We start from the raw sequence: 24978 nt of genomic DNA on the forward strand, positions 1-24978 counted from the left end.
AGCGAATTATAATGCGGCAAATGGAAAACCCTACCCTATTCGTCCAGTGGCTGCGCTCCGTCGCGCCATATATTCACGCCTTCGGCGGCAAGACGTTCGTCGTCGCTTTCCCCGGTGAACTGGTCGCGGACGGCGTACTGCCCGTGCTCGCGCAAGACCTGTCGCTGCTGGTCGGACTCGGCATCCGCGTCGTGCTGGTGCACGGCTCGCGGCCGCAGGTGGCCGAACAGCTGGCGCTGCGCAACGTCGAGGGCCGCTTCCACAACGGCGTGCGCGTCACGGACGGCGCGGCGATGGAATGCGCCAAGGAAGCCGCGGGCGAACTGCGCCTGGACATCGAGGCCGCGTTCAGCCAGGGTTTGCCCAACACGCCGATGTCGAATGCCCATATCAGCATCGTCTCCGGCAACTACGTCACGGCCCGCCCGCTCGGCGTGATCGACGGCGTCGACCACGAGCTGACGGGCGTCACGCGCAAGGTCGCGGCCGACAAGATCCAGCCGATCCTCAACACCGAGGACAACATCGTGCTGCTGTCGCCGCTGGGTTTTTCGCCGACGGGCGAGGTATTCAACCTGACGATGGAAGACGTAGCGGTATCCGCCGCGATCGCCCTGCACGCCGAAAAACTCGTCTTCATCACCGAGACGCCGCTGATGAAGGACGCCGGCGGCGGCGACATCCGCGAACTGTCGTCGCACCAGGCCGAGGCCGTGCTGCAGGCCGGTTTCTTGCCGAACGACGCGTCGTTCTACCTGCAGCACGCCATCAAGGCCTGCAACAGCGGCGTCGACCGCGCCCACATCGTGCCCTACTCGCTGGACGGCTCCGCGCTGCTGGAACTGTTCACCCACGACGGCGTGGGCACGATGATCACGCACGACAACCTGGAAAGCCTGCGCCAGGCCTCGATTGAGGACGTCGGCGGCATTATCAAGCTCATCGAACCGCTGGAAGCGGACGGCACGCTGGTAAAGCGTCCGCGCGAACTGATCGAACGCGAGATCGAGCAATTCTCCGTGATCGAGCACGACGGCGTCATCTTCGGCTGCGCCGCGCTGTACCCGTTCCCCGAATCGAAGATGGCGGAAATGGCGTGCCTGACCGTGAGCCCGGATGCGCAGACCCAGGGCGACGGCGAGCGCATCCTGAAACACATGGAAAACCGCGCCCGCGCGGCCGGCATGACCAAGCTGTTCGTGCTGACCACGCGCACGTCGCACTGGTTCAAGAAGCGCGGCTTCGTGCTCGCGACCGTCGACGACCTGCCCAAGGACCGGGCGCATATGTACAACTGGCAGAGACGGTCGCAGATCCTGATCAAGCAGCTGTGAAAACGCCGTCGTTCCCGCGACAGACGGAACCCAAGTAAACGGTCGTTCTGCGGACGCGGGAACCCAAGTAATCCGCCGATCCCGTTGCGCCGCCACGCGCGCAAATTGGGCCCCTGCCTTCGCAGGGGCGACGTTGTTCACGGCAGGTAGTGGTCGTTGCTCACCGCAGTAACGTTCGATGTTCACCGCAGTAACAGTCGTTGTTCACTGCAGTAACGTTCGATGTTCACGGCAAGTAACTTTCGTCGCTCACGGCAGGTAGCTTTTTCCCGGCCGCCTTATAATCACGTTTTTCCGATACCGAACCAGGAGCAAGAACATGGCCCGCACCGTCCACTGCGTCAAACTGAACAAGGAAGCCGAAGGCCTTGCCTTCCCGCCGTACCCGGGCGAACTGGGCAAGCGCATCTATGAAAGCGTGTCGAAAGAGGCGTGGGATGGCTGGCTCAAGCACCAGACCATGCTGATCAACGAAAACCGCCTGAACATGGCCGACGCGCGCGCCCGCAAATACCTGGCCACGCAGATGGAACGCCATTTCTTCGGCGAAGGCGCCGACGAGGCCGCCGGCTACGTGCCGCCGGCCGCCTGATCAGGTAGGGTGGACGGCGGCGCCGTCCACCCTACATCTGCCTGCACTGGCGCAGTTCGCACCGCGCCATGAACACTTTCCCGCTCATCGTCCCGCTTTCGCAGCGCATCCGATAGACCTCGACGGGCCCCGGCTGCGTGATCAGCCCGGCGCCCTGCCCGCCCGTACAACCTTGCTGCTTCGCCATCTTCTCGACGGTGGCCGACGACACGCCCGTGTGGAATGGAATCGTCTCGACGGCCGGCGCCGCGGCGGCCACGGGTGCGGCCGGCGCGGCCGGTGCCGGCATGCGGTGATGAAACAGGGAGCAACCGCCCAGGCCCAACGCGGCCGCCACGGCGATCGACAGCAGAACCGGAGCGCGCTTCATGTCCGCTCCGCTCAGAACGTCAGCGACTTGACGCCGTCGCCCGTGCCCAGCAGGCAGACGTCGGCGCCGCGGCGGGCGAACAGGCCGACGGCGATCACGCCGACGATCTGGTTGATGTCGGATTCCAGGCCCACCGGGTCCGTGATCGACAAGCCGGCCACGTCGAGGATGTAGCCGCCGTTGTCGGTGACGAAGGCGTCCGTGCTGCCCGGCTTCGTGCGCAGGCGCGGCTGGCCACCCAGCGCGGCCAGCTTGCGGCTGACGGCATTCGCGGCCATCGGCACGACTTCGACCGGCAACGGGAACGTACCCAGGGTCTCGACCAGCTTGGAGCCGTCGGCGATGCACACGAACTTGCCCGACACGGACGCGACGATCTTTTCGCGCGTCAGCGCCGCGCCGCCGCCCTTGATCATGGCGCCGCCGGCGTTGATCTCGTCGGCGCCGTCGACGTAGACGGAGATCGCCGCGACGTCGTTCAGGTCGAACACCTCGATGCCGTGGCCGCGCAGGCGGGCCGCCGTCGCTTCCGACGACGCCACGGCGCCCTTGATGCGCGACTTGATCTTGCCGAGTTCGTCGATGAAGAAGTTGGCGGTGGAGCCGGTGCCGACGCCGATGATTTCGCCGTCGACCACGTGATCGATGGCGGCGCGGGCCACAGCCTGCTTGAGTTCGTCCTGAGTCATGATGTTGGTAAGAGGTGAAGAATCCGACATTTTAGCGGATTCGGCGGCCCTCCTTGCCGCAACGGCCACGATCCGCCACGCTTTCGCGACAGTTTTCATGCCAATTCAGCATATAATCTTGCAACCAAAGAAACACCTGTCTCAGCCTCGGACACCACCACGCCCAACGACCCATGTTCCGGACCCTGACCACCTTCCTGTTCGCCCTCGTCCTCGCGCACACCGCCGCGGCCGCCGACTTCATGCCGTCCGCACCGTCCGGCCCGTACCGTGTCGGCTTCCACGTCCGCCAACAGTACGACCGGGCGCGCGTCTACCAGCACCCGCGCAATCCGGTCACGGCGCAGGCCACGAGCGGCGACCGCTCGCGGCCGCTGCAGACGCTCGTCTGGTATCCGGCCATCGGCACCGGCGGCGCCATGACGTACCGCGACTACGTGACGACCGTCGCGACCGAGGAAGAATTCAGCCGCATGCCCGACCAGGTGCGCCGCGCCACCGACGCGCTCGTCGAAACGCGCGAAGCGCAGGTCCAGCGTGCACTCGCGAACCCCGTGCGCGCCCTGCGCGACGCGCCCGAACGTCCGGGCAAATTCCCCGTCGTGATCTACGCGCCCAGCCACAGCGCCTACGCGATCGAGAACGCCGACCTGTGCGAATACCTGGCGAGCCACGGCTATATCGTGCTCGCCACGCCCTCGCTGGGCCCGCGCTCGCACGCGATGACGGCCGACCTGGAAGGCGCCGAAGCCCAGGCCGACGACATCGGCTTCCTCGTCGGCTATGCCCACACGCTGGCGCAGGCCGACCCGAACCGCATCGCCGTCGTCGGCCACAGCTGGGGCAGCCTGGCGAGCGTGCTGGCCGCGGCCCGCGACGACCGCATCCGCGCCCTCGTCACGCTGGACGGCTCGCTGCGCGCCGCCTACGACTACGTGAACGGCGGCCCGCGCGCCGCGCGCTACGTCACGCCGGAACGCATGGGCATCCCGCTGCTGTACATGACGCGCCTGCAGGACGAGGGCGCTATCGGCACCGAACTGCTGGCGCGTGTGCGCTATGCCGACGTCTACCTCGCCACGCTCGCTGCCGCGAACCACATGGATTTTTCGTCCTGGTCGCAGCGCATGGCGCCGGACGCCGCATTCATCGGCCGCACGCGCGCCCAGGTGGCACAATCGTATGGCGCGATGGCGCGCATGGTGGAACGCTTCCTCGACGCCCGCCTGAAGAACGACGCCCCCGCGCGCCGCCAGCTGGACGACGCGCTCGCCGCGCAGCGCCCGCCGGCCGGCTTCGTGTCGTTCGCCGTGCACCGCGCGGCTGGCGCCCCGCCCACGCTCGACACCTTCCTCGACCAGCTGGGCCAGCAGGGCTTCGAGCACATCGGCGCCATCTACGACCGCCTGCACGCGCAAAACCCCGACCTGACCCTCGACCCGCTGCAGGCGCACGACTGGGGCATGAAGCTGCTGCGCGAACGGCGCCCGGCGGACGCCTTGCAGGTGTTCCGGCTTAGTGTGAAGCTGTATCCGGAGCGCTTCGACTTCCTCTACGACGGCCTGGGCCAGGCCTGCGAAGCGGCGGGCGAGCGCGACGCGGCCATCGCCAATTACCGGCAGGCGCTGGCGCTGGAGCCGGGACAGATGCATGCGCGCGAACGGCTGGGCGCGCTCGGTGAGCCGGCCGGTCAACAGTAATCCGCACGGCCTGCCGCATCGATCCCGACGTCGTGCCGCACTGTAGGCTGGCCGGCGCCTAACGGCCCACGGCGCCCCTGCGACGCCACGCCACGGCGTGCAAGGACAGTGCCGACACGAGGAAGTAGAACGCCCCAAAGCCGGCATATCCGGCCACGGTGGCGATCGTCGGCTCGACGGCCGTCCCCGCCTGGTGGATGAAGACGGCGCCCGCCAGGGCCGACTGGCCACCGCTCAGGATCATCGCCCATTGCGCGCCGTACGCCTTCCAGCGGCGCAGCCCCGTGCCGAGTTGCAGCAGCCCGGACAGGATGGCCCAAACGCCGAACACGCCGAGCACCCGGTGCATGTCGGGCAGCGCGACGGCAACGGCGGCCGCCACCGCCAGGCTGGCGACGGCGTTCGCGGCCTGCGTCCGGTTTGCGGCGAGGCCGCCGCTGCGCGATCCATCGGCCACGTTGGCCAGCGCGTCCCAGGCGGGATAGCACACGAGCAGCGCGGCGGCGAAGCCCGTCGAATACCGTGCCACGCCCACGGCGGCGGCGACCCAGACGAACGAGAATACCGCCCGGGTCAAGTAGTACGTCTTCAGCCAGCGTTCCTGGGCGGCGCGGTCCGGCATTGCGTGCGAGTCGTTCATCGGTCTTCCTTCGAATTTACCTACCTACCAGTTGGTAGGCATGTCGATTAAAAAAATGCACAAGTGTGCACCCTAGTTTTTGGCCGCCATGCGCTCCAGTTGCGGATCCATGATGGTGCCGAACATGGCGGCATCGCCGTAGGCACGGGCCGACAGCATCGCGCCGTGCACCGTCGCCATGAACGCTTCCGCCTCCGTGCGCGGTGGATGGGTCAGCGCGACGGTCCCCTGCCGTACGCCGCGCTCGAGCACGGACGTCAGCCATCCCGACAGGAAGCGGAAATACGCCCGGATCTCCACGGCCACGTCATCCGGCAGAATCGGTAATTCGCTGGCCAGCAAGGCGCATACGCAGAACGGCGCGCTGGCATCCCCGATGCAGCTCTTCCAGTACTGGACATACGCACGCAACTGGTCGAGCGGACCGGCGACGCCGTGTTCGAGATTCCCGAGCCCTTCTTCGGCCGCTTCGCGATAGCGGACGACGAGCGTCTTCACCAGGTCGACCTTGGCGGGGAAGTGGTGATGGATGCTCGCCTTGCGAATACCGACCGCCTCCGCGATGTCGGCGTAGCTGAATCCGTTATAACCGCCCGTGACGATCAGGGAACGCGCGCAGGCCAGGATGTCGTCGGCCGTGGTGGAGGGTTTGTTCATGCCGCACACCCTACCTTCTAGTAGGTAGAATGTCAAAGACTTTTTGCGCGGCGCGAGCGCGACCAAGGTATAAATCGGCAAATTCAAAAAATTTCTCTCAGGAATTTAATAGAAAGTGCAAACTGGTCGCCCTGTCATTAAGGATAGTTATTGCACATCCCAAGACCTTCACAACAACAAGATTTCAACCATGCTGAGCCTTCATACCAACGTCGCCTCGCTGTCCGCCCAAAATTCGCTGGGCCACACGCAGGCGACCCTGTCGACCTCGATGACCCGCCTGTCGACCGGCTACCGCATCAATTCGTCGATGGACGACGCGGCCGGCCTGCAGATCGCCACCCGCCTGAAAGCCCAGACCAGCGGGATGTCGGTCGCCATGCGCAACACCCAGAACTCGATTTCCATGCTGCAGACGGCCGACGGCGCACTGAACGAAGTCAACAACGTCCTGACCCGCATGAAAGACCTGGCCACCCAGGCCGCCGACGGCTCCTCCTCGGCCGACGACAAGACGGCGCTCCAGGCCGAATACGATTCGCTGACGGACGAACTCTCGAATATCTTCAGCAACACCAAGTTCGGCGGCACCCGTTTGCTGAACACCAACGACCCGGCGGATGTGAATCCGGTCAAGGCGGCCAAGGCCGGCAAGCTGAACGGCTCGGTGACGTTCCAGATCGGCGCCGACGATTCGGAAACCATGACCGCGAGCTTCTCCACCGAACTGGGCGCCGTCAACACCGCCGTCCAGAACGCGACCGGCGGCAATCCGGCCGTCGCGGGACGCTTCGCGGGCGACGGCTCGGCAACGATCGCGACCATCGGCCATGCGCTGGCCGATCACACTGGCGATACCAATCTCGCCAACAACGGCGCCGCCGATGCGACGTCGGCGATCTCGAACCTGAGCGGCGCCATCGACGCCGTGTCGGCCCTGCGTTCGAAGCTGGGCGCGATCTCGAACCGCCTGGACCACGTCTACAACAACCTGGCCAACATCTCGAGCAACACGCAGGCCGCGACGGGCCGCATCATGGACGTCGACTTCGCGACCGAGTCGTCGAGCATGACGTCGAACCAGATGCTGATGCAGGCCGGCACCGCCATGCTGAAACAGACCAACAGCATGTCGTCGATGGTCATGTCGCTGCTGCAGTAAGCACGGCGGGTTCAGTCGGGCGGCAGGCAGCCGTACATCCGCCGCCCTTCCCGCTCGCCATTCCAGATCTGGTGCACGACGGCGCTGCCGTCATGCTGGCGCGCGAGGCAGAACCTGGCCTCGTAGCTGGACGCGGCCTGGCCGTTGGCCTCCGGCCGCGCCTCGATGCGCAGGCTGTAGATCCGGCCCGGCGCCAGGGGCGTCGACGCCGTGCGCGGCAGCGACGCCACCCTGCCGCCGTACGGCACGCACATCGCGAACGTGAGCGGGAACGTGCGTTCCCTGGGCATCGTCATCTTCCACACCGGGCGTGCGCCCTCCCACACGATGATCGCCTGGAAATCCGGCGTGCCCAGGCGTTCTTCGCGCGGGGTGATCGTGAAGCACGGGCCGCCGCGCGGGCCTTCGCGCACCTCGGCCTCGCCGACGCGCGCAAAGGCCGCCGCGGCCGGCAGCCAGGCGCACACCAGTAAAACCGGAACTCGGATGCGGAAGGCTTTGGACATGGCCGGATCGCGGGAGAGGAACGCAAGGCGACAGCCTACGACGGTGCCGCCGTCAAATTTTGAGGTCGCGCAAGTTCAGGTAGAGACGGACGTCACGATCCGCAGGAAGCGGCGCGCGCCGCCGCGCGGCAGGTTGTCCGGGTCGCGCGGATCGGCGAGAAAGCGGGCCAGCACCTGTTCGTACAGATCGAGCTGGTGCGCATGGCGGCGCTGGCGCATGACGCGCGGATTGCGCATGTATTTCAGCGCGAAATAATCGGCGAGCAGGTCGCCTTGCGCTTCCATATTGTAGTCGGCAAGGGTGGCGTCGGGACGCAGTTCGTAGCGGTACGACAGGCCGATGCGGATGGCGCCGCGCAGCCTGACCGGATAGCAAGACGCATAAGTTCGACTGACGACGCAATTCGCCGAGCCAGCAATGTCGAGGTAGGCCAACCCGACCGTTGATCTGCGTTCGGCAATCGCCTGACTTCCGCCAACGTCGCCCTGAAACTGCCGAACAACAATCGTTCACTTGCTCAACTACGACGGGGGCACCATGGCAGTGGACGCATATCTTCAGATTGACGGCATCAAGGGCGAGTCCCAAGACTCTTCCCACAAAGACTGGATCGAATGCCTGAATGTGCACTTCGGTGTGGATCAACCACGCAGCCCCGTAACCTCGACTAGCGGCGGTCATACATCGGCTCGTGCCGATTTCGATGATGTCGTGGTATCCAAGCTCACCGACCTGTCCACGCCCCTCTTGCTGCAACACTGCGCGATGGGCAAGACCATCCCGAAAGCAAAATTCGAATTCTTCCGTGCGGATGGCAATGGCGAGCGAGTCAAGTACTTCGAGATGGTGCTTGAGAACGTACTAATCGGCTGCATGAAGCCGGGCCTGACGCCGACCGGCGGCATGCAAGAGCATTTCCAACTGAAATTCTCCAAGATGACATGGAAATACACGGCACAGAAGATTTCTGGCGGTGCTGGTGGATCGACTGCCGGCGGATGGGATCTTTCTAGCAATAAGGTAGCTGTGTAACCATCGTCCACCTTGGAGGTCACGAATGTCGGACTTCTACAAGTACTTCAAAGAAAACATGGAAGACCTCGGGCTTACCGCACCACCGAAAAGTCTTTTTGGAACGCAGCAGCTTGCGATATCGACCATAGCGGCCATCCTTGCCTTCATCGACAAGTTCGGAACGAAAGTAACTGTGATGGAGATAGCAGGCGCAGGCACTAGATTGGAGCAACTGGCTTTGCTGGGGGCTTTGGGTGCCTCCTACTATACGGGGGCAGCAATCGGCAGCCTTGCGGTTGCGACAGGCCGAACGCTGGCCGGTGGCACGTCGTTAGCCGATGTGCTTTTCGAGGCGTCGAGGTGGGGATTCGGCCGTCCGTGGCTCACGTCACTTCTCCATCGAAGGCCGGGCATATACAACCCAAGCGTCTCGGGCCGGAAATACTACAAGCTCTACGAGAACTTCAGATGAAAGACTCGCTGTTGTTGCTCGCTACGGGTGCCGGAGTGTCGTTGGTCGCTTGGGCGTTCTGGCACTACCTCGGGAATGATGCGCTCAGCACGCTAAACACCGTCGTTCTCGTTGGTGTCGTGGCAGATAATTTTCGGCTTCGCCGCCAGTTGCGAAAACGGGGGACGACGGTTTGAGGTTTCAGCCAGGATCACCTGATTTCTTATTGGGCCGAGATAAGAAGGTGTCTGGACTACCCCTGCGTCTCGCTAGGCGCTTCAGATACAACAGACAGCGACCATAATCTCGAGGCAGATTCGCCACGCTGGCTGGATCAGCAAGAAAGCCAGCCAATACTTCTTCGTACAGCGGCAGGCTGCACGCGTAGCGTCGCTGACGAATAGACTTAGGCGACCGCAGATACTTGAGTACGAAGTAATCGGCCAGTAAATCGCCCTGCGCCTCCATGTTAAAGTCGGCAAGCGTCCTACCCGGTGCCAGATCGTAGTCGTAGAACAGCCCGATGCGCACCGCGCCCCGCAGGCGCACCGCGTATCCAAGTTGATGCTGCCAAACATGCGCCATTTCGTGAAGGAACCAATGCACTACTGGCGGATCGCCACGCGTATAGTCAGGAAGGAAACAGGACCAGTGAAAGTACATGCTACCGTTGGGCGTCATGCAGCAGTTTTTCGGTTGAAACGGCATGTAACGGCGGGCATGGATGCGCACACGCTTATAGTCGATTGATGTACCGAACATCAACGCTGCCATTGCTATTTCGCCCGAAGTGAGCGGGCGAGAGCGCTGTGGTCCGTAACGCAGGCTGTCGCGTGTTCCCGGCGTATAAACTTTGATTTCCACGTCCATTCATGCATCGTACATCAGTGACGATGACACGACCCAGCCAGATCAAGCCACTCGGCGTGCAGAGCGCCACACGTGCACCATCTCGTGCATGAACCAGTGGATGGTGTGCGGATCGCCCGCGGCATAGTCGGGCAGGAAGCGGGAGGGGTGGAAATAGATGCTGCCGTTGGGCGTCATGGCGCAGTTTTTCGGCTGCACCAGCGGCAGGTAGCGGCGCCCGTGCACGTGCACGCGCGCGCAATCGATGGCGCCGCCGAACAGCAGCGACGCCATGCGTATTTCGCCCGGGGTCAGGCCCCGGAGCAGGCGCCGCCGCATTCGGTAAGGCTCAGGCTGCCTTGCCGAGGGCCGCCGCGGACTTGGCCAGTTCGGTGATCCGGCCCCAGTCGCCGGCCTTCATCGCGTCGGCCGGGGTCAGCCAGGAGCCGCCCACGCACGCGACGTTCTTCAGCGCGAGGAATTGCGGCGCGGTCTCGATCGAGATGCCGCCCGTCGGGCAGAACGTGATGTCCGCCAGCGGACCGCCCAGCGCCTTCAGCATGCCGACGCCGCCCGCCGGCACGGCCGGGAACAGTTTCAGCTGCTTGAAGCCGGCTTCGCGCGCCACCATCACTTCGGACGGGGTCATGCAGCCCGGCAGCATCGGCAGGCCGCTCTTCCTGGCCGCCTCGATCAGGGCCGGGGTCAGGCCCGGCGACACGCCGAACACGGCGCCCGCGTCGCGCGACGCGGCGAGTTCTTCCGGCTGCGTCAGGGTGCCGACGCCGACGATCGCGCCTTCCACCTGGGCCATCGCGCGGATCGCCTCCAGGCCGTGCTTGGTGCGCAGCGTGACTTCGAGCACGCGGATGCCGCCGGCGACGAGCGCCTTGGCGAGGGGGACCGCATGGTCCGGATCGTCGATCGCGATCACGGGGATCACGACGGCCGATTTCATGATGTCCAGCAGGGTCATATCGTTACTCATCGTTGTGCTCACTTACCTTATTTGGATTTGCGGAACAGGAAGTCTTCATCGGAACCCGGCATGATCTCACCGCTGTCGGTGCCTTCGTGCAGGGGAACGGTCGTATCGATCGGCGACGGCAGCGGGAAGTGGGCGGCGCCCTCTTCCGCCGCGCTGACCGATTTGCGGAACACGTCGAACAGCTCGCGGCCCATGCCGATGTGGCCGGAGCTCAGGTCGGCGGTCGCCATCTTGCGCGCGGCCCACACGTCTTGCGGCACCAGCGCGTCGAGCGAGCCTTGCGTCGCGTCGACGCGGATGATGTCGCCGTCGCGCACCAGGCCCAGCGGACCGCCGGCCAGGATTTCCGGCGACACGTGGATCGCGGCCGGCACCTTGCCCGACGCGCCCGACATGCGGCCGTCGGTGACCATCGCGACGTGGAAGCCGCTGTCCTGCAGGTTCGCCAGCGCCGGCGTCAGCGCGTGCAGTTCCGGCATGCCGTTGGCGCGCGGGCCCTGGAAGCGGATCACGGCGACGAAGTCGCGATTCAGCTTGCCGGCCTTGTAGGCGTGCATGAAATCTTCCTGCGAATCGAACGTCAGGGCCGGTGCTTCGACGACGTGGTGTTCCTTCTTGACGGCCGAGATCTTCATCACCGCGCGGCCCAGGTTGCCCTGCACGAGCACCATGCCGCCGTTGTCGCTGAACGGGTTCGTGTGCTTGCGCAGCACGGTCTCGTCGCCGCTCTGTTCCGGCAGGTCGCGCCAGACGACCTTGTCGCCGTCGAGGAACGGTTCCTTGCAGTGGTTGCGCAGGCCGCGGCCGAGGATGGTGTTGACGTCGTCGTGCGCGAGGCCGGCGTCCAGCAGTTCGCGGATGACGAAGGTCGGGCCGCCCGCGGCCTGGAAGTAGTTCACGTCGGCGTCGCCGTTCGGGTACACGCGCGTCAGCGACGGCACGACCTTCGACAGTTCATCGAAGTCGTTCCAGTCGATCACGATGCCGGCCGCGCGCGCGATCGCGACGAGGTGCAAGGTGTGGTTCGTCGAGCCGCCCGTCGCGTGCAGCGCGACGATGGCGTTGACGATGCTCTTTTCGTCGACGATGTGACCGATCGGCATGTACTCGCCGCCCTGCTGCGAGATCTTGACGGCATGCTGGGCCGCGGCACGGGTCAGCGCCTCGCGCAGCGGCGTGTCCGGATGGACGAACGCGGCGCCCGGCAGGTGCAGGCCCATCATCTCCATCAGCATCTGGTTGCTGTTGGCGGTGCCGTAGAACGTGCAGGTGCCGGCGCTGTGGTAAGCCTTGGCTTCGCCTTCCAGCAGTTCCTCGCGCGTGGCCTCGCCCTTCGCATAACGCTGGCGCACGGCGGCCTTTTCCTTGTTCGAGATACCGGTCGCCATCGGGCCACCCGGCACGAAGATGCCCGGGATATGGCCGAAGTGCAGCGCGCCGATCAGGAGGCCCGGCACGATCTTGTCGCAGATGCCGAGATACAGGCTGGCGTCGAACATATTGTGCGACAGCGCGATGGCCGTCGACATGGCGATGGTGTCGCGCGAGAACAGCGACAGCTCCATGCCCGGCTGGCCCTGCGTGACGCCATCGCACATGGCGGGCACGCCGCCGGCGAACTGGGCCACGGCGCCGACTTCACGCACGGCGTCCTTGATGACCTTGGGATAGGCTTCGAACGGCTGGTGCGCCGACAGCATGTCGTTGTACGAGGAGACGATGGCGACCGACGGCTGCTTGGCCTCGCGCAGCTTGAGCTTGTCGTTGGCCGGGAACGCGGCGAACCCGTGCGCCAGGTTGGTACACGCCAGCACGCTGCGCTGCACGCCCTTCACGCGCGCCGCATCGAGATGCGCCAGGTAGGCCTGGCGCGAAGGCCGGCTACGCTTGATGATCCGGTTGGTGACCTGTTCTACTACGGGGTGCAGCGCCATGATCTGTTCCTTGTGAATTGGATTTCTGAAATTTTACTACGAAATTCGGATTACCGCTCGTTGTTCGTTCGCATTCGGGGAGATGAATGCCGCGTGTCCGCACGCGCCACGCGTTGGCACAGGGTGGCCACCCCACGGCCGCCGCCGGTGGATGCGCTGCGGTAGGGTGGGCACCCCGCGCCCACGCGCCCAACCGACTTATGCCCATCCACGCCGCGGCGGCACGACGGATTTGTGTAGTGAATTTACGCCTGCTTCCTGTATGATTCGATAACCTGCACAAAATGACATCATACCGTCCCACGTCCATCACCATGCGCCAACCATCCCTGACCAGCACCGCCAGTTACCAGGCCCTCCGGAACCACGCCGCCGACGCGAAACAATGGCAGATGCGCGACCTGTTCGCGCAAGACCCGCAGCGCTTCGAGCGCCTGTCGGCCGAAGCGGCCGGGTTGTTCCTAGACTATTCAAAAAACCGCCTGGACGGGCGCACGCTTGCACTGCTGGCAAGCCTCGCGCGCGAGCGCGGCGTCGAGCGCCTGCGCGACGCCATGTTCGCCGGCGACAAGATCAACCTGACGGAAAACCGCGCCGTCCTGCACACCGCGCTGCGCGCGCCGCAGGACAAGCAGATCACGGTGGACGGCCAGGACATCACCGCCGACGTGCACGCCGTACTCGCGCGCATCAGGACGTTCAGCGACGCCGTGCGCAACGGCCAGTGGCTCGGCCACACCGGCAAGGAAATCACGGACATCGTCAACATCGGCATCGGCGGTTCCGACCTCGGCCCGAAGATGGTCTGCCTGGCGCTGCGCCAGTTCGCGCATCCACGCTTGCGCATGCACTTCGTCTCCAACGTTGACGGCCACGACATGGACGCGGCGCTGTCGCGCGTGAATCCCGAAACGACGCTGTTCATCATCGCGTCCAAGACGTTCACCACGGCCGAGACCATGATGAACGCGAACACGGCGCGCGCGTGGTTCCTCAAGCACGCACCGGAACAGGCGCTGGCGAAGCACTTCGTCGCGGTCTCGACCAACGTCGAAGCGATCAAGAAGTTCGGCATCGATCCGGACAATATGTTCCCGTTCTGGGACTGGGTCGGCGGCCGCTATTCCGTCTGGTCGGCGATCGGCCTGCCGGTCGCGCTGTGCGTCGGCTACGGCTATTTCGCCGACTTCCTCGCGGGCGCGCACGCCATGGACGAGCACTTCCGCACCGCGCCCATCGAGCAGAACCTGCCGATGATCCTCGCCCTCGTCGGCCTCTGGAACCGCGAATTCCTGGGCTGCCCGTCGGTGTCGATCGCGCCCTACCACCAGGACCTGAACCGCTTCCCCGCCTACCTGCAGCAGCTCGACATGGAAAGCAACGGCAAGCGCGTCACGCGCGCCGGCGACACCATCACCGACTATGCGACCGGCCCCGTGATCTGGGGCGACGTCGGCACGAACGGCCAGCACGCCTACTTCCAGCTGCTGCACCAGGGCACGGACGTCACGCCGATGGATTTCATCGCCGCGCTGCGTCCGGCGCACGAATTCCAGAACCACCACGCCGCGCTGCTCGCCAACTGCTTCGCGCAGTCGGAAGCCTTCATGAAGGGCAAGACGGCGGACGAGGTACGCCAGGATCTGGCAGGACAGGACCCGGCCGAGATCGAGCGCCTCGTGCCGCACAAGACCTTCCCCGGCAACCGTCCGAGCAACACGATCCTGATGGAGTACCTGACGCCGGCCACGCTGGGCGCCCTGATCGCGCTGTACGAGCACAAGACGTTCGCGCAGGGCGCGCTGTGGGACGTGAACAGCTTCGACCAGTGGGGCGTCGAACTGGGCAAGGTGCTGGCCAAGAAGATCGAGGCGGAACTGAACGGCGCCGCGCAGCCGGCACAGCACGACGGCTCGACCAACGGCCTGATCGCGCGCGCCAAGGCCGCCGTCTGAGGAGCGTTCCATGAAGAGCGAAAAATTCCACATCGTGCATGACGAGGCGATGCTGGTCGGCGAATCGGCCGTCTGGCATGCGATCGAATCCGCGCTGTACTGGGTCGACATCGACGGCAAGTCGGTGCACCGCCTGCATCCGTCGAGCGGCAAGTACTCGCGCTGGAACACGGCCACCGAACCCTCCGCCATCGCGGTCGACCAGGACAACAACCTCGTGCTGTCCACGCGCGCCGGCTTCGTCTACCTGAACACGACGACGGGCGAACTCTCGGACATCGCGCCCGCGCCGTACGACACGACGATCGTGCGTTTCAACGACGGCCGCGTCGATCCCGCCGGCCGCTTCTGGGTCGGCACGATGTACGAGCCGCGCGACCAGCCGAAGGCCGAGATGTACGTGCTGGACAAGGGCGCGCTGCGCCTGGCCTGGTCCGGCGGCATGACGAACTCGAACGGCCTGGGATTCAGCCCGGACGGCAGGACGATGTACCACTCGGACACGACCAGCCACCGCGTCGACGCCTACGACTACGACATCAAGACGGGGACGGCCTCGAACCGCCGCAACCTCGTGACCTTCGCGGACGACAAGAAGGCGGCCGACTACGGCGGCCGTCCGGACGGCGCGGCCGTGGACAGCGAGGGCAATTACTGGTCCGCGATGTACGAAGGCGGCCGCATCGTCAAGCTGTCGCCGACGGGCGAGCTGCTGCAGGAAATCGAACTGCCGGTGCGCTGCCCGACGTCGGTCGCGTTCGGCGGGCCGGACCTGCGCACGCTGTACGTCACCAGCGCCAGCAAGGGCCGCTCGAACGACGAGCTGGCGAAGTATCCGCACAGCGGCAAGGTGCTCGCCTTTGCCGTGGATGTTCCCGGTGTCGAGCAGGCCGAATACCGCGGCTGATGTTCGCGTGGGCACGGGTGCCCACCCTGCCAGGTTCGTAGCCGTTTGGCGGGCTCCCCGAGCCCGCCAAACGTTCGCACATCGTTATCATTTTTCCCTCGCGCCCATCCCCGCATGGATGTGGCACCATAATCCCAAGCCTCGTTTTACGTAGTAAATTTTCTTGCGCAATCAATAATCGTGTAGTAAATTTACAGCATTTCATTCCTCGACAGACACCATGGCTCTTTCCGATTTCGATCTCGTTTTCTTCGGCGGCAGCGGCGACCTCGCGATGCGCAAGCTGTTGCCGGCGATGTATGCCCGTGACGTGTGCAACGACCTGCCCGCGACGGCGCGCATCATCTGCGTCGGCCGCGATGCCATGTCGCAGGAAGCGTTCATCGACATGGTCGAGACCCATGCGAAACCGCACGTGAAAGAAAACGTCGATGCCGCCGCGTGGCAGGCCTTCCTGAACCGCATCACCTATGTCGCCGTCGATGCGGGCAATGTGGCGACCTACGCGGGGCTCGTCGAGGCGCTGCGCCAGGATGCCGGCATCACGCGCGTCTACTACCTCGCCACGCCGCCCCAGCTGTTCGCGCAGATCTGCGAGAACCTGGCCGCCGTGGGCCTGGCGACGCCGGATTCGCGCGTCGTGCTGGAAAAACCGCTGGGCCGCGATCTCGCATCGGCCAAGCAGATCAATGCCGACGTCGGCAAGGTCTTCGCCGAATCGCAGATCTACCGGATCGACCACTACCTCGGCAAGGAAACCGTGCAGAACCTGCTGGCCCTGCGCTTCGGTAACATCCTGTTCGAGCCGCTGTGGCGCCGCGAATGGATCTCGGACGTGCAGATCACCATCGCGGAAAAGATCGGCGTCGGCAACCGCCTCGGCTACTACGACAACTCGGGCGCCCTGCGCGACATGCTGCAGAACCACCTGCTGCAGCTGCTGTGCATCGTCGCGATGGAACCGCCGACGTCGATCGCGCCGGACGCCGTGCGCGACGCCAAGCTGCAGGTGCTGCGCTCGCTGAAGCGCTTCACGCCGACGACGCTGTCGCAGAACATCGTGCGCGGCCAGTACCGTTCGGGTTACGTCGACGGCCAGGCGGTGCCGGGCTACCGCGACGAACCGGGTGCGCCGAAGCAGTCGAAGACCGAAACCTTCGTCGCGATGAAGGCCGAAATCGACACGTGGCGCTGGGCCGGCGTGCCGTTCTACCTGCGCACCGGCAAGCGCATGGCCGACCGCCTGGCGGAGATCGTCGTGCGCTTCAAGCCGATCCCGCACTCGATCTTCAACCAGCCGACGTCGAGCTTCCAGCCGAACAGCCTCGTGATCCGCCTGCAGCCGGATGAAGGCCTGTCGATGAACCTGATGGCCAAGACGCCGGGCGACTCCATGCGCCTGAAGCAGGCCGAGCTCGAACTCGACTTCCGCGAACAGTTCAAGTCCCCGCGCATGGAAGCGTACGAGCGCCTGCTGCTGGACGTCCTGCGCGGCCAGCTCACGCTGTTCATGCGCGGCGACGAGCTGGAAGCCGCGTGGGAATGGGTCGAGCCGATCCTCGAATACTGGGAACAGGACGACACGACGCCGGTCCCGTACACCTCGGGCACGTGGGGCCCGGCCTCCTCTTCCGCACTGATCGGCCGCGACGGCCTGCAGTGGCGCGAAGAGGCGCTGCCGGAAGACTGAGGACGCACCGTGCTGCTCGATTCGATCCGTACCCAGCTCGACTCGCTGTCGAAGTCCGAGCGCAAGGTGGCGCTCGCCGTGCTGGCCGCGCCCAGCGCCACCGTGAGCCAGAACATCACGGCGCTGGCGCGCAGCGCGCAAGTGTCCGAGCCGACCGTCGTGCGCTTCTGCCGCACGCTCGGCTACGACGGCTGGCACGAGTTCAAGCTGAAGCTCGCGCAAGGCCTCGCGCTCGCGCTGCCCGGCGCGACCGAACAGCCGGCGCAGGACGACCTGGCCGCGGACCTCGTCAACAAGATCTGCAGCCGCTCGATCAACACGCTGCTCGACCTGCGCAACAACCTGAAACCGGAACTGATCCAGAAGGCGCTCGACATCCTGTCGCGCGCCAACAAGATCGAGTTCTACGGCCAGGGTACATCGGGCTTCGTCGCCGCCGACGCGCAGCATAAATTCTTCCGCTCCGGCGTGCCGACCGTCGCCTATACCGACCCGGCGATCCACGCCATCGCGGCCGCGCTGCTGCGCGAAGGCGATGCGCTCGTCGCGATCTCCCAGCGCGGCAACAACCCGTCGCTCACGCGCTCCGCGAAACTGGCGCGCCGCGGCGGCGCCGAAGTGATCGTGCTGGCGCCGTCCGGCACGCCGCTCGCGGACATGGCGAGTCTGCTGATTCCCATCGACCTCGTGTTCGCGATCGACCCGTACACGCCGATCTCCGCGCGCCTCGCCTACCTCGTCGTGATCGATGTGCTGGCGGTCGGCCTCGCGCTGCAGCGCGGGCCGGAATTCCGCAAGAAGATGCAGAACGCGCAGAAGGCCTTGCAGGAATTCGACCTGCAGTTCGATTCCTTCATCGGATGACCGCCCCGGTCTTCTTCGAGGACGCCGCGGCGTTTCGCGCCTGGCTCGCCGCGCACGCGCACGAGGCGCGCGAGCTGCTCGTCGGCTTTCACAAGGTCGGCACGGGCAAGCCATGCATGCGCTGGTCCGACTCGGTCGACCAGGCGCTGTGCTTCGGCTGGATCGACGGCGTGCGCAAGGGCGTGGACGCCGATACCTACACGATCCGCTTCACGCCGAGAAAAGCCGGCTCGATCTGGAGCGCGGTGAACATCGACAAGGTCGCGCGGCTGCGCGAACTCGGGCTGATGACACAGGCGGGCGAAGCGGCGTTCGCCCTGCGCTCGGAAGACCGCTCGCGCGTGTATTCGCACGAGCGCGCAACGCCCGCCGAACTGGAACCCGCGGACCTCGCCCGCTTCAAGCGCCACAAGGCCGCGTGGGCGTATTTCGAAGCGTGCCCGCCCGGTTACCGCAAGCGCATGCTGCACGTCGTGACGAGCGCGAAGAAGCCGGAGACCCGGGCCGCGCGGCTCGACCGGCTGATCGCCGCGTGCGCGGAGGGGCGCCGGCTCGACGAGTGGACGCCAGCGAAGAACACCTGACAAGTTCTTTAAAGCCGTCAAGGCAATCTACGCCGGCGACCACGGTTCATCAGTCGAACTTGACCAGGTCCTTGAAGATCAGTTGACCCCAGCTGTTTCCGCGCGCCTGCACCAGCTGTCCCCCTTCCGACAGCGCGCCCAGTTTGACCGGTGCGAAACCGAGATCTTCCGCAAGCGAAGCAATCCCGGTTGCGGCGCCGTCATCGTCGCTCGCCAGGAACACGACGCGCCGTCCACCATGCACGGCCGGATCCTGCCCGAGGACGGTCGCGCCCAGATGGTTGAAGCCTTTGACCAGTCGCCCGCCGTTGAAAGCCTGCGCAACGAACCGGGAAGAAGGCATGCCTCCCAGTTCCTCCGGGGGCACGCCATAGGCATTGGTCACATCGACGATGGTCTTCCCCTGCCAGTTGGGGAGCGCCTTCGCGACGTCCGGGTGCGCTCCGAAACCGACCGCCAAAAAGATGACGTCCGCCTTGACGGCATCCTCCAGCTTTTTGGGAATGACCCCGGGTCCGATCGCGGCCGCATCGGACGCAAAGCTTTCCGGGTCACGCGTGGTCGCGACCGACACGTCAATGTTCTTGCGCGCGAACGCCTTGGCCAGCGCGTGGCCGATCTTGCCGAAACCGATAATTGCGTAGCTCATATATTCTCCTTGGGTGTATCACGCCATGAAGGCGCGTCAGATTTGCGCGAGGCCGCCGTCGACGGCGACCTCGCTGCCGGTCATGAAACTGCTGTCCTGCGACGCCAGGAAGGCGGCCGCCGCGCCGATCTCCGCCGGATCGGCCATGCGCTTGAGCGGCGTCAGCGCGGCGAAGATCTTCATGCCTTCCGCGCCCAGCGCTTCCTTCGCCAGTTCGGTCGCGGTCGGCCCCGGCGACAGCACGTTGACCCGGATACCGGTGCCCTTCAGGTCCTCCGCCCAGGTCCGCGCGAGGTTGCGCACCGCGGCCTTGCTCGCGCTGTAGGCGCTGAACGCAGGGGCGCCCGTGGTGCCGGCGCTCGAACCGGTCAGGATGATCGAACCGCCGGCGCCCATCAGCGGCAGCGCCTTCTGGACCGTGAAGATCGTACCCTTCACATTGGTGTCGAAGATGTCGTCGATGTGCGCGGCGGTGATCTGGCCGAGCGGAAGCTGGCTTCCCGCCCCCGCATTGGCGAAGACGATGTCGAGGGTGCCGCGCTCGGTCTTCACCGCCGCGTACAGCCGGTCGAGATCGTCCAGATCGGAGACCGAGCCCGTTACCGCGCGGGCATTCGGTCCGAGGTCGGCCACGGCCGCGTCGAGCGCTTCGCGCCGGCGGCCGAAGATGAAGACGAAGGCGCCCTCCTCGATGAAACGCTTGGCCGCCGCGCGGCCGATGCCGGTTGCGCCGCCGGTGACGACGGCAGTCTTTCCATGCAGTCTGTTCATGTCGTGCATTCTTCCTTGAATCGTTTCGATCGATAAGCAGCCGACGCGTGCCAACGCGTGCTGTTCGACCTGAATGATGACGACTGGAGCCGATCACGAGAAGACGGTATATTGAGATGTGATCTATCTATTTTTGAGATGGGAAGATACATGCTCGATGGCGCCCCCCCCTGGACCAGCTCAGGACCGTTATTGCCGCTGTGGATGAGGGAAGTGTTTCCGCCTCGGCGAGAACGCTCGATCGCGTTCAGTCGGCAGTGAGCGGGTGGATGGGGAGTCTGGATGGCCGGTGCGGCCTGGGCATTCTCTCGACCGTGCCGCGCCGGAACGGCGTTTGCCATTTCCGCCTGCCACCAGGCGTCGGGCCCACCGGGGCCGGCAGGCAGATGGCTCATCGACTATTTGAAGACAGTGGCAGTTACACCTCCCGTTCACGTTCAGCAGCATACGATCACGCCGTCAAACCTGCTCATCCCTGCCCTGCTTGTCATGCATCGATGCGGTAGAACCGGCCGGGCTGGAAGCGCCAGCCCGGCCGTATCAAATAGCCGCCGCGGTCGATCTCAATACCCGACCGTGAACCGCTGGCGCACATGCGCCGGCTTCTCGATCTCGTCGACCAGCGCGACGGCATAGTCCTCATACGAGATCGTGCTGCCCTTCTCGCTCACCAGCAGCTCGTCCTGCGCGAGGCGGAATTTGCCGGTGCGCTCGCCCGGCACGAACATCGCCGACGGCGAGATGAACGTCCAATCGAGATCGCTCACGCCGCGCAGCACGTCCAGGAACGCGGCGCCCCTGGTCGCCTCGTCCTTGTACGCGGCGGGGAAATCGGGCTGGTCGAGCAGGCGCTGGCCCGGCGCGACGAACAGGCTGGCGGCGCCGCCGACGACGAGATAACGCTTGACGCCGGATGCGCGCACGGCGTCGATCAGCGCGTTCGGATCGCTGTCGAGGAAGCGCACGGCACTGATCACGGCGTCGTGACCCTCGAGCACCGCGGCGAGGCCGGCGGGGTCGGCGACGTCGCCGCGGGCCGCGGTCACGCCGGCCCGGGCCGGGACTTTGGATGGATCGCGGACGATGGCCGTGACCTGGTGGTTGCGCGAAACGAGTTCGTTCAGGATGCGCGTGCCGACGTTGCCGGAGGCGCCGATGAGAGCGATGCGTGCCATGGGGGGTTCCCTGAGTCTGTGGTTGAGAACAGGTCTAAAAACGAGACCGACGAGGCATCTTATGCTAGCCTGCGCATGCCGCACAAGAAGTCAGCGCGGCGTGATCAGGTCAGTGCGAACTGACCGCTACCCTCCGCACACCATGGCCAAAACGAATCTCCTTGCCGCAAATGGCGGCTTCGAACAACCCTGCCCCATCCGCGACGTGCTGGACCGCATTGGCGACCAGTGGAGCCTCCTCGTGCTCGACGCCCTCGAAGGCGGCACGAAACGCTTCAACGAATTGATGCGCGAACTGGGCGACATCTCCAAGCAGATGCTGTCGCTGACCCTCAAGCGCCTGGAAGAAGACGGCTTCGTGCGCCGCACGCTGTATCCGGAAGTGCCGCCGCGCGTCGAATACGACCTCACGCCGCTGGGCCACTCCTTCCTCGTGCCGATGAAGGGACTGGTCGCCTGGGCCGACGCGCATCATCGCCTCGTGTGCGAGGCGCGCCGCGAGTACCGGGCGGCGCCGCAGGCGGTGCGCCCCGCGCCGCGCTGATCCCGCGACCGGCCGCGCTCAGTTGACCGCGCCCTCGGCGACCGCCGCCGCGGCAGGAACGCGGCGCCGTCCCGCCAGCACGATCAGCGCCGCGACGCCGCACGCCGCGGCCGCCGTGTACACGGCCGGCGAATACGTGAACGCCAGCGTGCGGATGCGGCCCGCGCCGTACGCCGCGACGGCCGCGCCGAGCTGGTGGCCGGCGAAGACCCAGCCGAAGATCATCGGTGCGCGCTTGCCCCAGGCCTGCGCGGCCAGGCGGACGGTCGGGGGCACGGTCGCGATCCAGTCGAGACCATAGAACATGGCGAACAGCGACAGGCCGGTCAGCGTGAAATCGGCCGACGGCAGCCAGGCCAGCGACAGCCCGCGCACGCCGTAGTACCAGCACAGCAGGTAGCGGCTGTCGTAGCGGTCGGACAGCCAGCCGGACAGGATCGTGCCGACGAGGTCGAACGTGCCCATCATCGCCAGCACGGACGCGGCGGGGACGGCGCCGAGACCCGCGTCGCCGCACAGCGAAATGAAGTGGGTCTGGATCAGCCCATTGGTCGACAGGCCGCAGATGAAGAAGCTGCCGAACAGCACCCAGAACACGCGGTCGCCGCGCACGCTGGCGAGCGTGGTGAACGGTGTGCGGATCGACACCGGCGCGCGCGCCGGCACCACCGGTGGCACGGACGTGTCGCCGCCATACGGCACAAGGCCCAGTTCCTGCGGATGGTCGCGCACGAACAGCAGCGCGAGGACGGCGACGAGCGCGCAGCTGGCCATCACCGGCAGCAGCGCCGTGCGCCAGCCGCCATGTTCGATGAGCCACGTGCCGACCGGCAGGAACACGAGCTGCCCCGTCGCCGAGCTGGCGGTCAGAAGTCCCATCACGAGGCCCCGGCGCCGTTCGAACCAGCGGTTCGCGACGACCGCGTTGAGCACGAGGGCCGTCATGCCGGACCCCAGGCCCAGCATCACGCCGAGCAGCAGCACGAGCTGCCAGAAGTCCGTCATCTGGCGCACGAGACCGAGACCGGCCGCGATGACGGCGAGCGCCGTCACCATCACGTTGCGCAGGCCGAAGCGTTCCATCAACAGGGCGGAGAATGGCCCCATCAGGCCGAACAGCGCGAAGCGCACGGCCAGCGCCGTCGAGATCTGGTCGACGCTCCAGCCGAATTCATGGCTCAGGGGTTTCAGCAGGGCGCCCGGCAGGCCGAGGGCGGCGGACGACGACAGCGCCGTCAGGAAGGTGATGGCGGCGACGAGCCAGCCGTAGTGCAGGCCGCGGCGGCCCATCCACCGGGCGACAGATGTGGAAAGCATGGGCGTCCTTAGTCGAGAAGACGGGCCGTGGCCGCGTCGAGGATATGGTGGGCGTAGGCGTCGTCCTCGACGGCGCGCGCCAGCACGAGGGCGCCAACCATCGTGGCGAAGGCGGCGAGCGCGTCGTCCGGGGTCGCGTCCGGATTCTTCCTGCGCAGCGCGCCGTCGAGGATGTCGACGAAGGTCCTGACGCCCGCCTCGAAGTGGCGCGGCAGGCCGGGGCCGTGGCGGGCCGCGTCCGGGCCGAGCGAGGCGATGACGCAGCCGGAACCGGGGCGGCCGCGGTGCCCCGGTGTCAGGTAGCGGCGCACGAGGGCCGCGTAGGCGCTCTCCCCCGCGTCCGCCGCCGCGCGCCGCCACCCGTCGATGCCTTTTTCCAGCGCGCGGTCGCAGGCCTGGGCGATCAGGTCGTCCTTGGACTCGAACTGTTTATAGAATGCGCCGTGCGTGAGGCCGGCCGCGGCCATCAGTTCGGCGAGGCCGACCCCGTCGAAGCCCCGTTCGCGGAACAAACGGCTGGCGGCATCGATGACGGCCTGGCGGTTTTCCTCCGCCTGGATTCGATTGACTCGCATGATTCCCTCCAATATGGATGTCAATCATAATCCATTTTTCCGGCCAGCGCAGCGGCGCACGCTGCCGTAAAATACGTGTTTTCGACAACGCAGCATCCGTCCGCCATGCACATCAATCCCGAACGCAGCACCCGTCCCGACTACGACCTGCTGGTACGCCAGGCCGCCAGCATCCTCGAGGGCGAGCGCGACCTGACCGCGAACGCGGCGCAGTTCTCGGCGCTCGTGTACGACACGCTCGCCGACCTGAACTGGGCCGGCTTCTATCTCACCGTGCCCGCCAGATCGGGCGACGGCCAGGACCTGCTCGTCGGCCCGTTCCAGGGCAAGCCGGCCTGCGCCCGCATCCCGTTCGGCCGCGGCGTGTGCGGCACGACGGCCGTCCGGCGCGAGACCATCGTCGTGGCGGACGTGCACGCGTTCCCGGGCCACATCGCGTGCGATTCGGCGTCGAACTCGGAAATCGTCATCCCGCTCGTCAAGGACGGCCGGCTCGTCGGCGTGTTCGATATCGACAGCCCGTCGCTCAACCGGTTTTCGGACGAGGACAAGGCCGGATTGGAAAAAATGGTCACGGCATTCCTGGATGCGACCGATTGTTGATGTATCGGCGTTCGGTGGTCACAGGATGTCCACCAAACGTCATCGACACATCGTAGATACCGTCTTGCGCGTCAAGCCTCACATGGCGTAATTCGGGTCATATGGCCTGCCTGAGTGCACAACACCAAAGCACAGGTGGGCCAGCTTGCGCATGCAGGCACCTATCACGGCCATCTTGGACTTGCCTTTAGCGAGCAAGCGCTCGCTGAAGGATTTGATGTGAGGATTGAAGCGCCGGGCCACGACGGCTGGCATGTAAAGCAGCTTGCGCAGGTGCGATGGGCCAGCCTTGGATAGGCGAGGACGTTTATGCACCGACGTACCTGAGTCCCACTGTACCGGCACCAGGCCAAGATAAGCGGCCAGTTGTTCGGCAGTGTCGAACGTTTTAGCGGCAAACAGCGCCGTCAGGTTGCTCGATACTCGTCCACCCACGCCAGGAATCGTCTCCAGTAAT

Annotated in this window: 31 protein-coding genes; 15 read left to right on the plus strand and 16 right to left on the minus strand. The window is 65.6% G+C overall.

The genetic code is table 11. The annotated features are described in order from the left end of the window. Nucleotides 1-20: 20 nt before the first annotated feature. Complete coding sequence (gene argA / locus U9J41_RS11805) at nt 21-1334, plus strand: amino-acid N-acetyltransferase (RefSeq protein ID WP_322402375.1); 1314 nt, start codon at nt 21-23, stop codon at nt 1332-1334. A 319-nt stretch (nt 1335-1653) separates the two neighbouring features. Further along, complete coding sequence (locus U9J41_RS11810; protein WP_322402376.1) at nt 1654-1926, plus strand: oxidative damage protection protein; 273 nt, start codon at nt 1654-1656, stop codon at nt 1924-1926. Between the two features lie 31 nt (nt 1927-1957). Here U9J41_RS11810 and U9J41_RS11815 read toward each other — a convergent pair whose 3' ends face one another. Beyond that, on the minus strand, nt 1958-2296 hold the full coding sequence (locus tag U9J41_RS11815) for a hypothetical protein (RefSeq protein ID WP_322402377.1): 339 nt from the start codon (nt 2294-2296) through the stop codon (nt 1958-1960). 11 nt (nt 2297-2307) lie between these two features. Continuing rightward, nucleotides 2308-2985 (minus strand): ribose-5-phosphate isomerase RpiA, encoded by a 678-nt coding sequence (gene rpiA / locus U9J41_RS11820; RefSeq protein WP_322402378.1) that lies wholly within the window; start codon nt 2983-2985, stop codon nt 2308-2310. Between the two features lie 173 nt (nt 2986-3158). Here rpiA and U9J41_RS11825 point away from each other — a divergent pair, with 173 nt between their 5' ends. After that, nucleotides 3159-4685: a poly(ethylene terephthalate) hydrolase family protein gene (locus U9J41_RS11825; protein WP_322402379.1), complete on the plus strand. Its 1527-nt coding sequence runs from the start codon at nt 3159-3161 to the stop codon at nt 4683-4685. Between the two features lie 58 nt (nt 4686-4743). Here U9J41_RS11825 and U9J41_RS11830 read toward each other — a convergent pair whose 3' ends face one another. Continuing rightward, complete coding sequence (locus U9J41_RS11830; RefSeq protein ID WP_322402380.1) at nt 4744-5325, minus strand: DUF308 domain-containing protein; 582 nt, start codon at nt 5323-5325, stop codon at nt 4744-4746. A gap of 72 nt (nt 5326-5397) precedes the next feature. Then, the gene (locus U9J41_RS11835; protein WP_322402381.1) at nt 5398-5982 is read right to left on the minus strand and encodes a TetR/AcrR family transcriptional regulator; all 585 of its coding nucleotides are present in this window, start codon (nt 5980-5982) and stop codon (nt 5398-5400) included. Nucleotides 5983-6172: 190 nt separating this feature from the next. Between U9J41_RS11835 and U9J41_RS11840 the strand changes: the two genes are divergently transcribed. Further along, a complete protein-coding gene (locus tag U9J41_RS11840; protein ID WP_322402382.1) occupies nt 6173-7144 on the plus strand; it encodes a flagellin N-terminal helical domain-containing protein in 972 nt (323 codons plus the stop codon). 11 nt (nt 7145-7155) lie between these two features. On the opposite strand, the gene U9J41_RS11845 is transcribed toward U9J41_RS11840, so the two are convergent. Both U9J41_RS11845 and U9J41_RS11850 read right to left on the minus strand, forming a co-directional pair. Next, nucleotides 7156-7650 carry a hypothetical protein gene (locus U9J41_RS11845; RefSeq protein ID WP_322402383.1) on the minus strand — a complete coding sequence of 165 codons (495 nt, stop codon included), beginning with the start codon at nt 7648-7650 and terminating at the stop codon, nt 7156-7158. A gap of 75 nt (nt 7651-7725) precedes the next feature. Further along, nucleotides 7726-8085 (minus strand): hypothetical protein, encoded by a 360-nt coding sequence (locus U9J41_RS11850; protein ID WP_322402384.1) that lies wholly within the window; start codon nt 8083-8085, stop codon nt 7726-7728. Nucleotides 8086-8188: 103 nt separating this feature from the next. On the opposite strand from U9J41_RS11850, the gene U9J41_RS11855 reads away from it, so the two are divergent. From U9J41_RS11855 to U9J41_RS11865, 3 genes are read left to right on the plus strand one after another with little or no spacing between them, the layout of a single operon-like run. After that, nucleotides 8189-8683, plus strand: a complete 495-nt coding sequence (locus U9J41_RS11855) for an Hcp family type VI secretion system effector (RefSeq protein WP_322402408.1) — start codon at nt 8189-8191, stop codon at nt 8681-8683. Between the two features lie 25 nt (nt 8684-8708). Then, the gene (locus U9J41_RS11860) at nt 8709-9137 is read left to right on the plus strand and encodes a hypothetical protein (protein ID WP_322402385.1); all 429 of its coding nucleotides are present in this window, start codon (nt 8709-8711) and stop codon (nt 9135-9137) included. Next, nucleotides 9134-9313: a hypothetical protein gene (locus U9J41_RS11865; RefSeq protein WP_322402386.1), complete on the plus strand. Its 180-nt coding sequence runs from the start codon at nt 9134-9136 to the stop codon at nt 9311-9313. Before U9J41_RS11860 ends, U9J41_RS11865 begins: the two co-directional genes overlap by 4 nt. A gap of 4 nt (nt 9314-9317) precedes the next feature. On the opposite strand, the gene U9J41_RS11870 is transcribed toward U9J41_RS11865, so the two are convergent. From U9J41_RS11870 to edd, 4 genes are read right to left on the minus strand one after another with little or no spacing between them, the layout of a single operon-like run. Then, entirely contained in the window at nt 9318-9986 is a 669-nt protein-coding gene (locus U9J41_RS11870) for a Rhs element Vgr protein (protein ID WP_322402387.1), read from the minus strand. Nucleotides 9987-10028: 42 nt separating this feature from the next. Next, complete coding sequence (locus U9J41_RS11875; RefSeq protein WP_322402388.1) at nt 10029-10259, minus strand: hypothetical protein; 231 nt, start codon at nt 10257-10259, stop codon at nt 10029-10031. 55 nt (nt 10260-10314) lie between these two features. Then, entirely contained in the window at nt 10315-10941 is a 627-nt protein-coding gene (gene eda, locus U9J41_RS11880) for a bifunctional 4-hydroxy-2-oxoglutarate aldolase/2-dehydro-3-deoxy-phosphogluconate aldolase (RefSeq protein ID WP_322402409.1), read from the minus strand. A 29-nt stretch (nt 10942-10970) separates the two neighbouring features. Then, on the minus strand, nt 10971-12887 hold the full coding sequence (gene edd, locus U9J41_RS11885) for a phosphogluconate dehydratase (RefSeq protein WP_322402389.1): 1917 nt from the start codon (nt 12885-12887) through the stop codon (nt 10971-10973). 314 nt (nt 12888-13201) lie between these two features. Here edd and pgi point away from each other — a divergent pair, with 314 nt between their 5' ends. The 5 genes from pgi (at nt 13202) to U9J41_RS11910 (ending at nt 18887) form a co-directional block, all read left to right on the plus strand. Beyond that, nucleotides 13202-14842: a glucose-6-phosphate isomerase gene (gene pgi / locus U9J41_RS11890; protein ID WP_322402390.1), complete on the plus strand. Its 1641-nt coding sequence runs from the start codon at nt 13202-13204 to the stop codon at nt 14840-14842. Nucleotides 14843-14852: 10 nt separating this feature from the next. Then, nucleotides 14853-15749, plus strand: a complete 897-nt coding sequence (locus U9J41_RS11895) for an SMP-30/gluconolactonase/LRE family protein (RefSeq protein ID WP_322402391.1) — start codon at nt 14853-14855, stop codon at nt 15747-15749. A 220-nt stretch (nt 15750-15969) separates the two neighbouring features. Beyond that, on the plus strand, nt 15970-17439 hold the full coding sequence (gene zwf, locus U9J41_RS11900) for a glucose-6-phosphate dehydrogenase (protein WP_322402392.1): 1470 nt from the start codon (nt 15970-15972) through the stop codon (nt 17437-17439). 9 nt (nt 17440-17448) lie between these two features. Continuing rightward, complete coding sequence (locus tag U9J41_RS11905; RefSeq protein WP_322402393.1) at nt 17449-18303, plus strand: SIS domain-containing protein; 855 nt, start codon at nt 17449-17451, stop codon at nt 18301-18303. Next, complete coding sequence (locus U9J41_RS11910; RefSeq protein WP_322402394.1) at nt 18300-18887, plus strand: YdeI/OmpD-associated family protein; 588 nt, start codon at nt 18300-18302, stop codon at nt 18885-18887. Before U9J41_RS11905 ends, U9J41_RS11910 begins: the two co-directional genes overlap by 4 nt. 49 nt (nt 18888-18936) lie before the next feature. Here the strand turns inward: U9J41_RS11910 and U9J41_RS11915 are convergent, their stop codons facing one another. Beyond that, entirely contained in the window at nt 18937-19536 is a 600-nt protein-coding gene (locus U9J41_RS11915; RefSeq protein WP_322402395.1) for an NADPH-dependent F420 reductase, read from the minus strand. Nucleotides 19537-19572: 36 nt separating this feature from the next. Further along, on the minus strand, nt 19573-20307 hold the full coding sequence (locus U9J41_RS11920) for an SDR family NAD(P)-dependent oxidoreductase (RefSeq protein ID WP_322402396.1): 735 nt from the start codon (nt 20305-20307) through the stop codon (nt 19573-19575). Between the two features lie 200 nt (nt 20308-20507). On the opposite strand from U9J41_RS11920, the gene U9J41_RS29345 reads away from it, so the two are divergent. Beyond that, nucleotides 20508-20813: a hypothetical protein gene (locus U9J41_RS29345; protein WP_425260343.1), complete on the plus strand. Its 306-nt coding sequence runs from the start codon at nt 20508-20510 to the stop codon at nt 20811-20813. Nucleotides 20814-20870: 57 nt separating this feature from the next. Here U9J41_RS29345 and U9J41_RS11925 read toward each other — a convergent pair whose 3' ends face one another. After that, nucleotides 20871-21482, minus strand: coding sequence for an NAD(P)-dependent oxidoreductase (locus U9J41_RS11925; RefSeq protein WP_322402397.1), 612 nt, complete (start codon nt 21480-21482; stop codon nt 20871-20873). Between the two features lie 142 nt (nt 21483-21624). On the opposite strand from U9J41_RS11925, the gene U9J41_RS11930 reads away from it, so the two are divergent. Further along, nucleotides 21625-22026: a winged helix-turn-helix transcriptional regulator gene (locus U9J41_RS11930; RefSeq protein WP_322402398.1), complete on the plus strand. Its 402-nt coding sequence runs from the start codon at nt 21625-21627 to the stop codon at nt 22024-22026. A gap of 18 nt (nt 22027-22044) precedes the next feature. Here the strand turns inward: U9J41_RS11930 and U9J41_RS11935 are convergent, their stop codons facing one another. Continuing rightward, on the minus strand, nt 22045-23343 hold the full coding sequence (locus U9J41_RS11935; protein WP_322402399.1) for an MFS transporter: 1299 nt from the start codon (nt 23341-23343) through the stop codon (nt 22045-22047). An 8-nt stretch (nt 23344-23351) separates the two neighbouring features. Next, on the minus strand, nt 23352-23918 hold the full coding sequence (locus U9J41_RS11940; protein WP_322402400.1) for a TetR/AcrR family transcriptional regulator: 567 nt from the start codon (nt 23916-23918) through the stop codon (nt 23352-23354). A gap of 105 nt (nt 23919-24023) precedes the next feature. Between U9J41_RS11940 and U9J41_RS11945 the strand changes: the two genes are divergently transcribed. Next, nucleotides 24024-24521 (plus strand): GAF domain-containing protein, encoded by a 498-nt coding sequence (locus U9J41_RS11945; protein WP_322402401.1) that lies wholly within the window; start codon nt 24024-24026, stop codon nt 24519-24521. Nucleotides 24522-24599: 78 nt separating this feature from the next. On the opposite strand, the gene U9J41_RS11950 is transcribed toward U9J41_RS11945, so the two are convergent. Then, on the minus strand, nt 24600-24978 hold a 379-nt coding region (locus tag U9J41_RS11950), incomplete at its 5' end, for a transposase (RefSeq protein WP_322402402.1).

This window comes from Massilia luteola (assembly GCF_034420155.1).
Lineage (GTDB): Bacteria > Pseudomonadota > Gammaproteobacteria > Burkholderiales > Burkholderiaceae_D > Telluria > Telluria luteola.

What these genes read in the sequence shown, in the direction of transcription:
- U9J41_RS11930 (WP_322402398.1), top strand. Translation starts at nt 21,625, where the DNA reads ATGGCCAAAACGAATCTCCTTGCCGCAAATGGCGGCTTCGAACAACCC.
- rpiA (WP_322402378.1), bottom strand. Translation starts at nt 2,985, where the DNA reads ATGACTCAGGACGAACTCAAGCAGGCTGTGGCCCGCGCCGCCATCGAT.
- U9J41_RS11895 (WP_322402391.1), top strand. Translation starts at nt 14,853, where the DNA reads ATGAAGAGCGAAAAATTCCACATCGTGCATGACGAGGCGATGCTGGTC.
- U9J41_RS11860 (WP_322402385.1), top strand. Translation starts at nt 8,709, where the DNA reads ATGTCGGACTTCTACAAGTACTTCAAAGAAAACATGGAAGACCTCGGG.
- U9J41_RS11875 (WP_322402388.1), bottom strand. Translation starts at nt 10,259, where the DNA reads ATGGCGTCGCTGCTGTTCGGCGGCGCCATCGATTGCGCGCGCGTGCAC.
- U9J41_RS11840 (WP_322402382.1), top strand. Translation starts at nt 6,173, where the DNA reads ATGCTGAGCCTTCATACCAACGTCGCCTCGCTGTCCGCCCAAAATTCG.
- U9J41_RS11865 (WP_322402386.1), top strand. Translation starts at nt 9,134, where the DNA reads ATGAAAGACTCGCTGTTGTTGCTCGCTACGGGTGCCGGAGTGTCGTTG.
- U9J41_RS11830 (WP_322402380.1), bottom strand. Translation starts at nt 5,325, where the DNA reads ATGAACGACTCGCACGCAATGCCGGACCGCGCCGCCCAGGAACGCTGG.
- U9J41_RS11815 (WP_322402377.1), bottom strand. Translation starts at nt 2,296, where the DNA reads ATGAAGCGCGCTCCGGTTCTGCTGTCGATCGCCGTGGCGGCCGCGTTG.
- U9J41_RS11825 (WP_322402379.1), top strand. Translation starts at nt 3,159, where the DNA reads ATGTTCCGGACCCTGACCACCTTCCTGTTCGCCCTCGTCCTCGCGCAC.
- U9J41_RS11810 (WP_322402376.1), top strand. Translation starts at nt 1,654, where the DNA reads ATGGCCCGCACCGTCCACTGCGTCAAACTGAACAAGGAAGCCGAAGGC.
- U9J41_RS11845 (WP_322402383.1), bottom strand. Translation starts at nt 7,650, where the DNA reads ATGTCCAAAGCCTTCCGCATCCGAGTTCCGGTTTTACTGGTGTGCGCC.
- edd (WP_322402389.1), bottom strand. Translation starts at nt 12,887, where the DNA reads ATGGCGCTGCACCCCGTAGTAGAACAGGTCACCAACCGGATCATCAAG.
- U9J41_RS11915 (WP_322402395.1), bottom strand. Translation starts at nt 19,536, where the DNA reads ATGAGCTACGCAATTATCGGTTTCGGCAAGATCGGCCACGCGCTGGCC.
- U9J41_RS11935 (WP_322402399.1), bottom strand. Translation starts at nt 23,343, where the DNA reads ATGCTTTCCACATCTGTCGCCCGGTGGATGGGCCGCCGCGGCCTGCAC.
- argA (WP_322402375.1), top strand. Translation starts at nt 21, where the DNA reads ATGGAAAACCCTACCCTATTCGTCCAGTGGCTGCGCTCCGTCGCGCCA.
- U9J41_RS11920 (WP_322402396.1), bottom strand. Translation starts at nt 20,307, where the DNA reads ATGAACAGACTGCATGGAAAGACTGCCGTCGTCACCGGCGGCGCAACC.
- pgi (WP_322402390.1), top strand. Translation starts at nt 13,202, where the DNA reads ATGCGCCAACCATCCCTGACCAGCACCGCCAGTTACCAGGCCCTCCGG.
- U9J41_RS11945 (WP_322402401.1), top strand. Translation starts at nt 24,024, where the DNA reads ATGCACATCAATCCCGAACGCAGCACCCGTCCCGACTACGACCTGCTG.
- U9J41_RS11925 (WP_322402397.1), bottom strand. Translation starts at nt 21,482, where the DNA reads ATGGCACGCATCGCTCTCATCGGCGCCTCCGGCAACGTCGGCACGCGC.
- eda (WP_322402409.1), bottom strand. Translation starts at nt 10,941, where the DNA reads ATGACCCTGCTGGACATCATGAAATCGGCCGTCGTGATCCCCGTGATC.
- U9J41_RS11855 (WP_322402408.1), top strand. Translation starts at nt 8,189, where the DNA reads ATGGCAGTGGACGCATATCTTCAGATTGACGGCATCAAGGGCGAGTCC.
- U9J41_RS11870 (WP_322402387.1), bottom strand. Translation starts at nt 9,986, where the DNA reads ATGGACGTGGAAATCAAAGTTTATACGCCGGGAACACGCGACAGCCTG.
- U9J41_RS11910 (WP_322402394.1), top strand. Translation starts at nt 18,300, where the DNA reads ATGACCGCCCCGGTCTTCTTCGAGGACGCCGCGGCGTTTCGCGCCTGG.
- zwf (WP_322402392.1), top strand. Translation starts at nt 15,970, where the DNA reads ATGGCTCTTTCCGATTTCGATCTCGTTTTCTTCGGCGGCAGCGGCGAC.
- U9J41_RS11835 (WP_322402381.1), bottom strand. Translation starts at nt 5,982, where the DNA reads ATGAACAAACCCTCCACCACGGCCGACGACATCCTGGCCTGCGCGCGT.
- U9J41_RS11940 (WP_322402400.1), bottom strand. Translation starts at nt 23,918, where the DNA reads ATGCGAGTCAATCGAATCCAGGCGGAGGAAAACCGCCAGGCCGTCATC.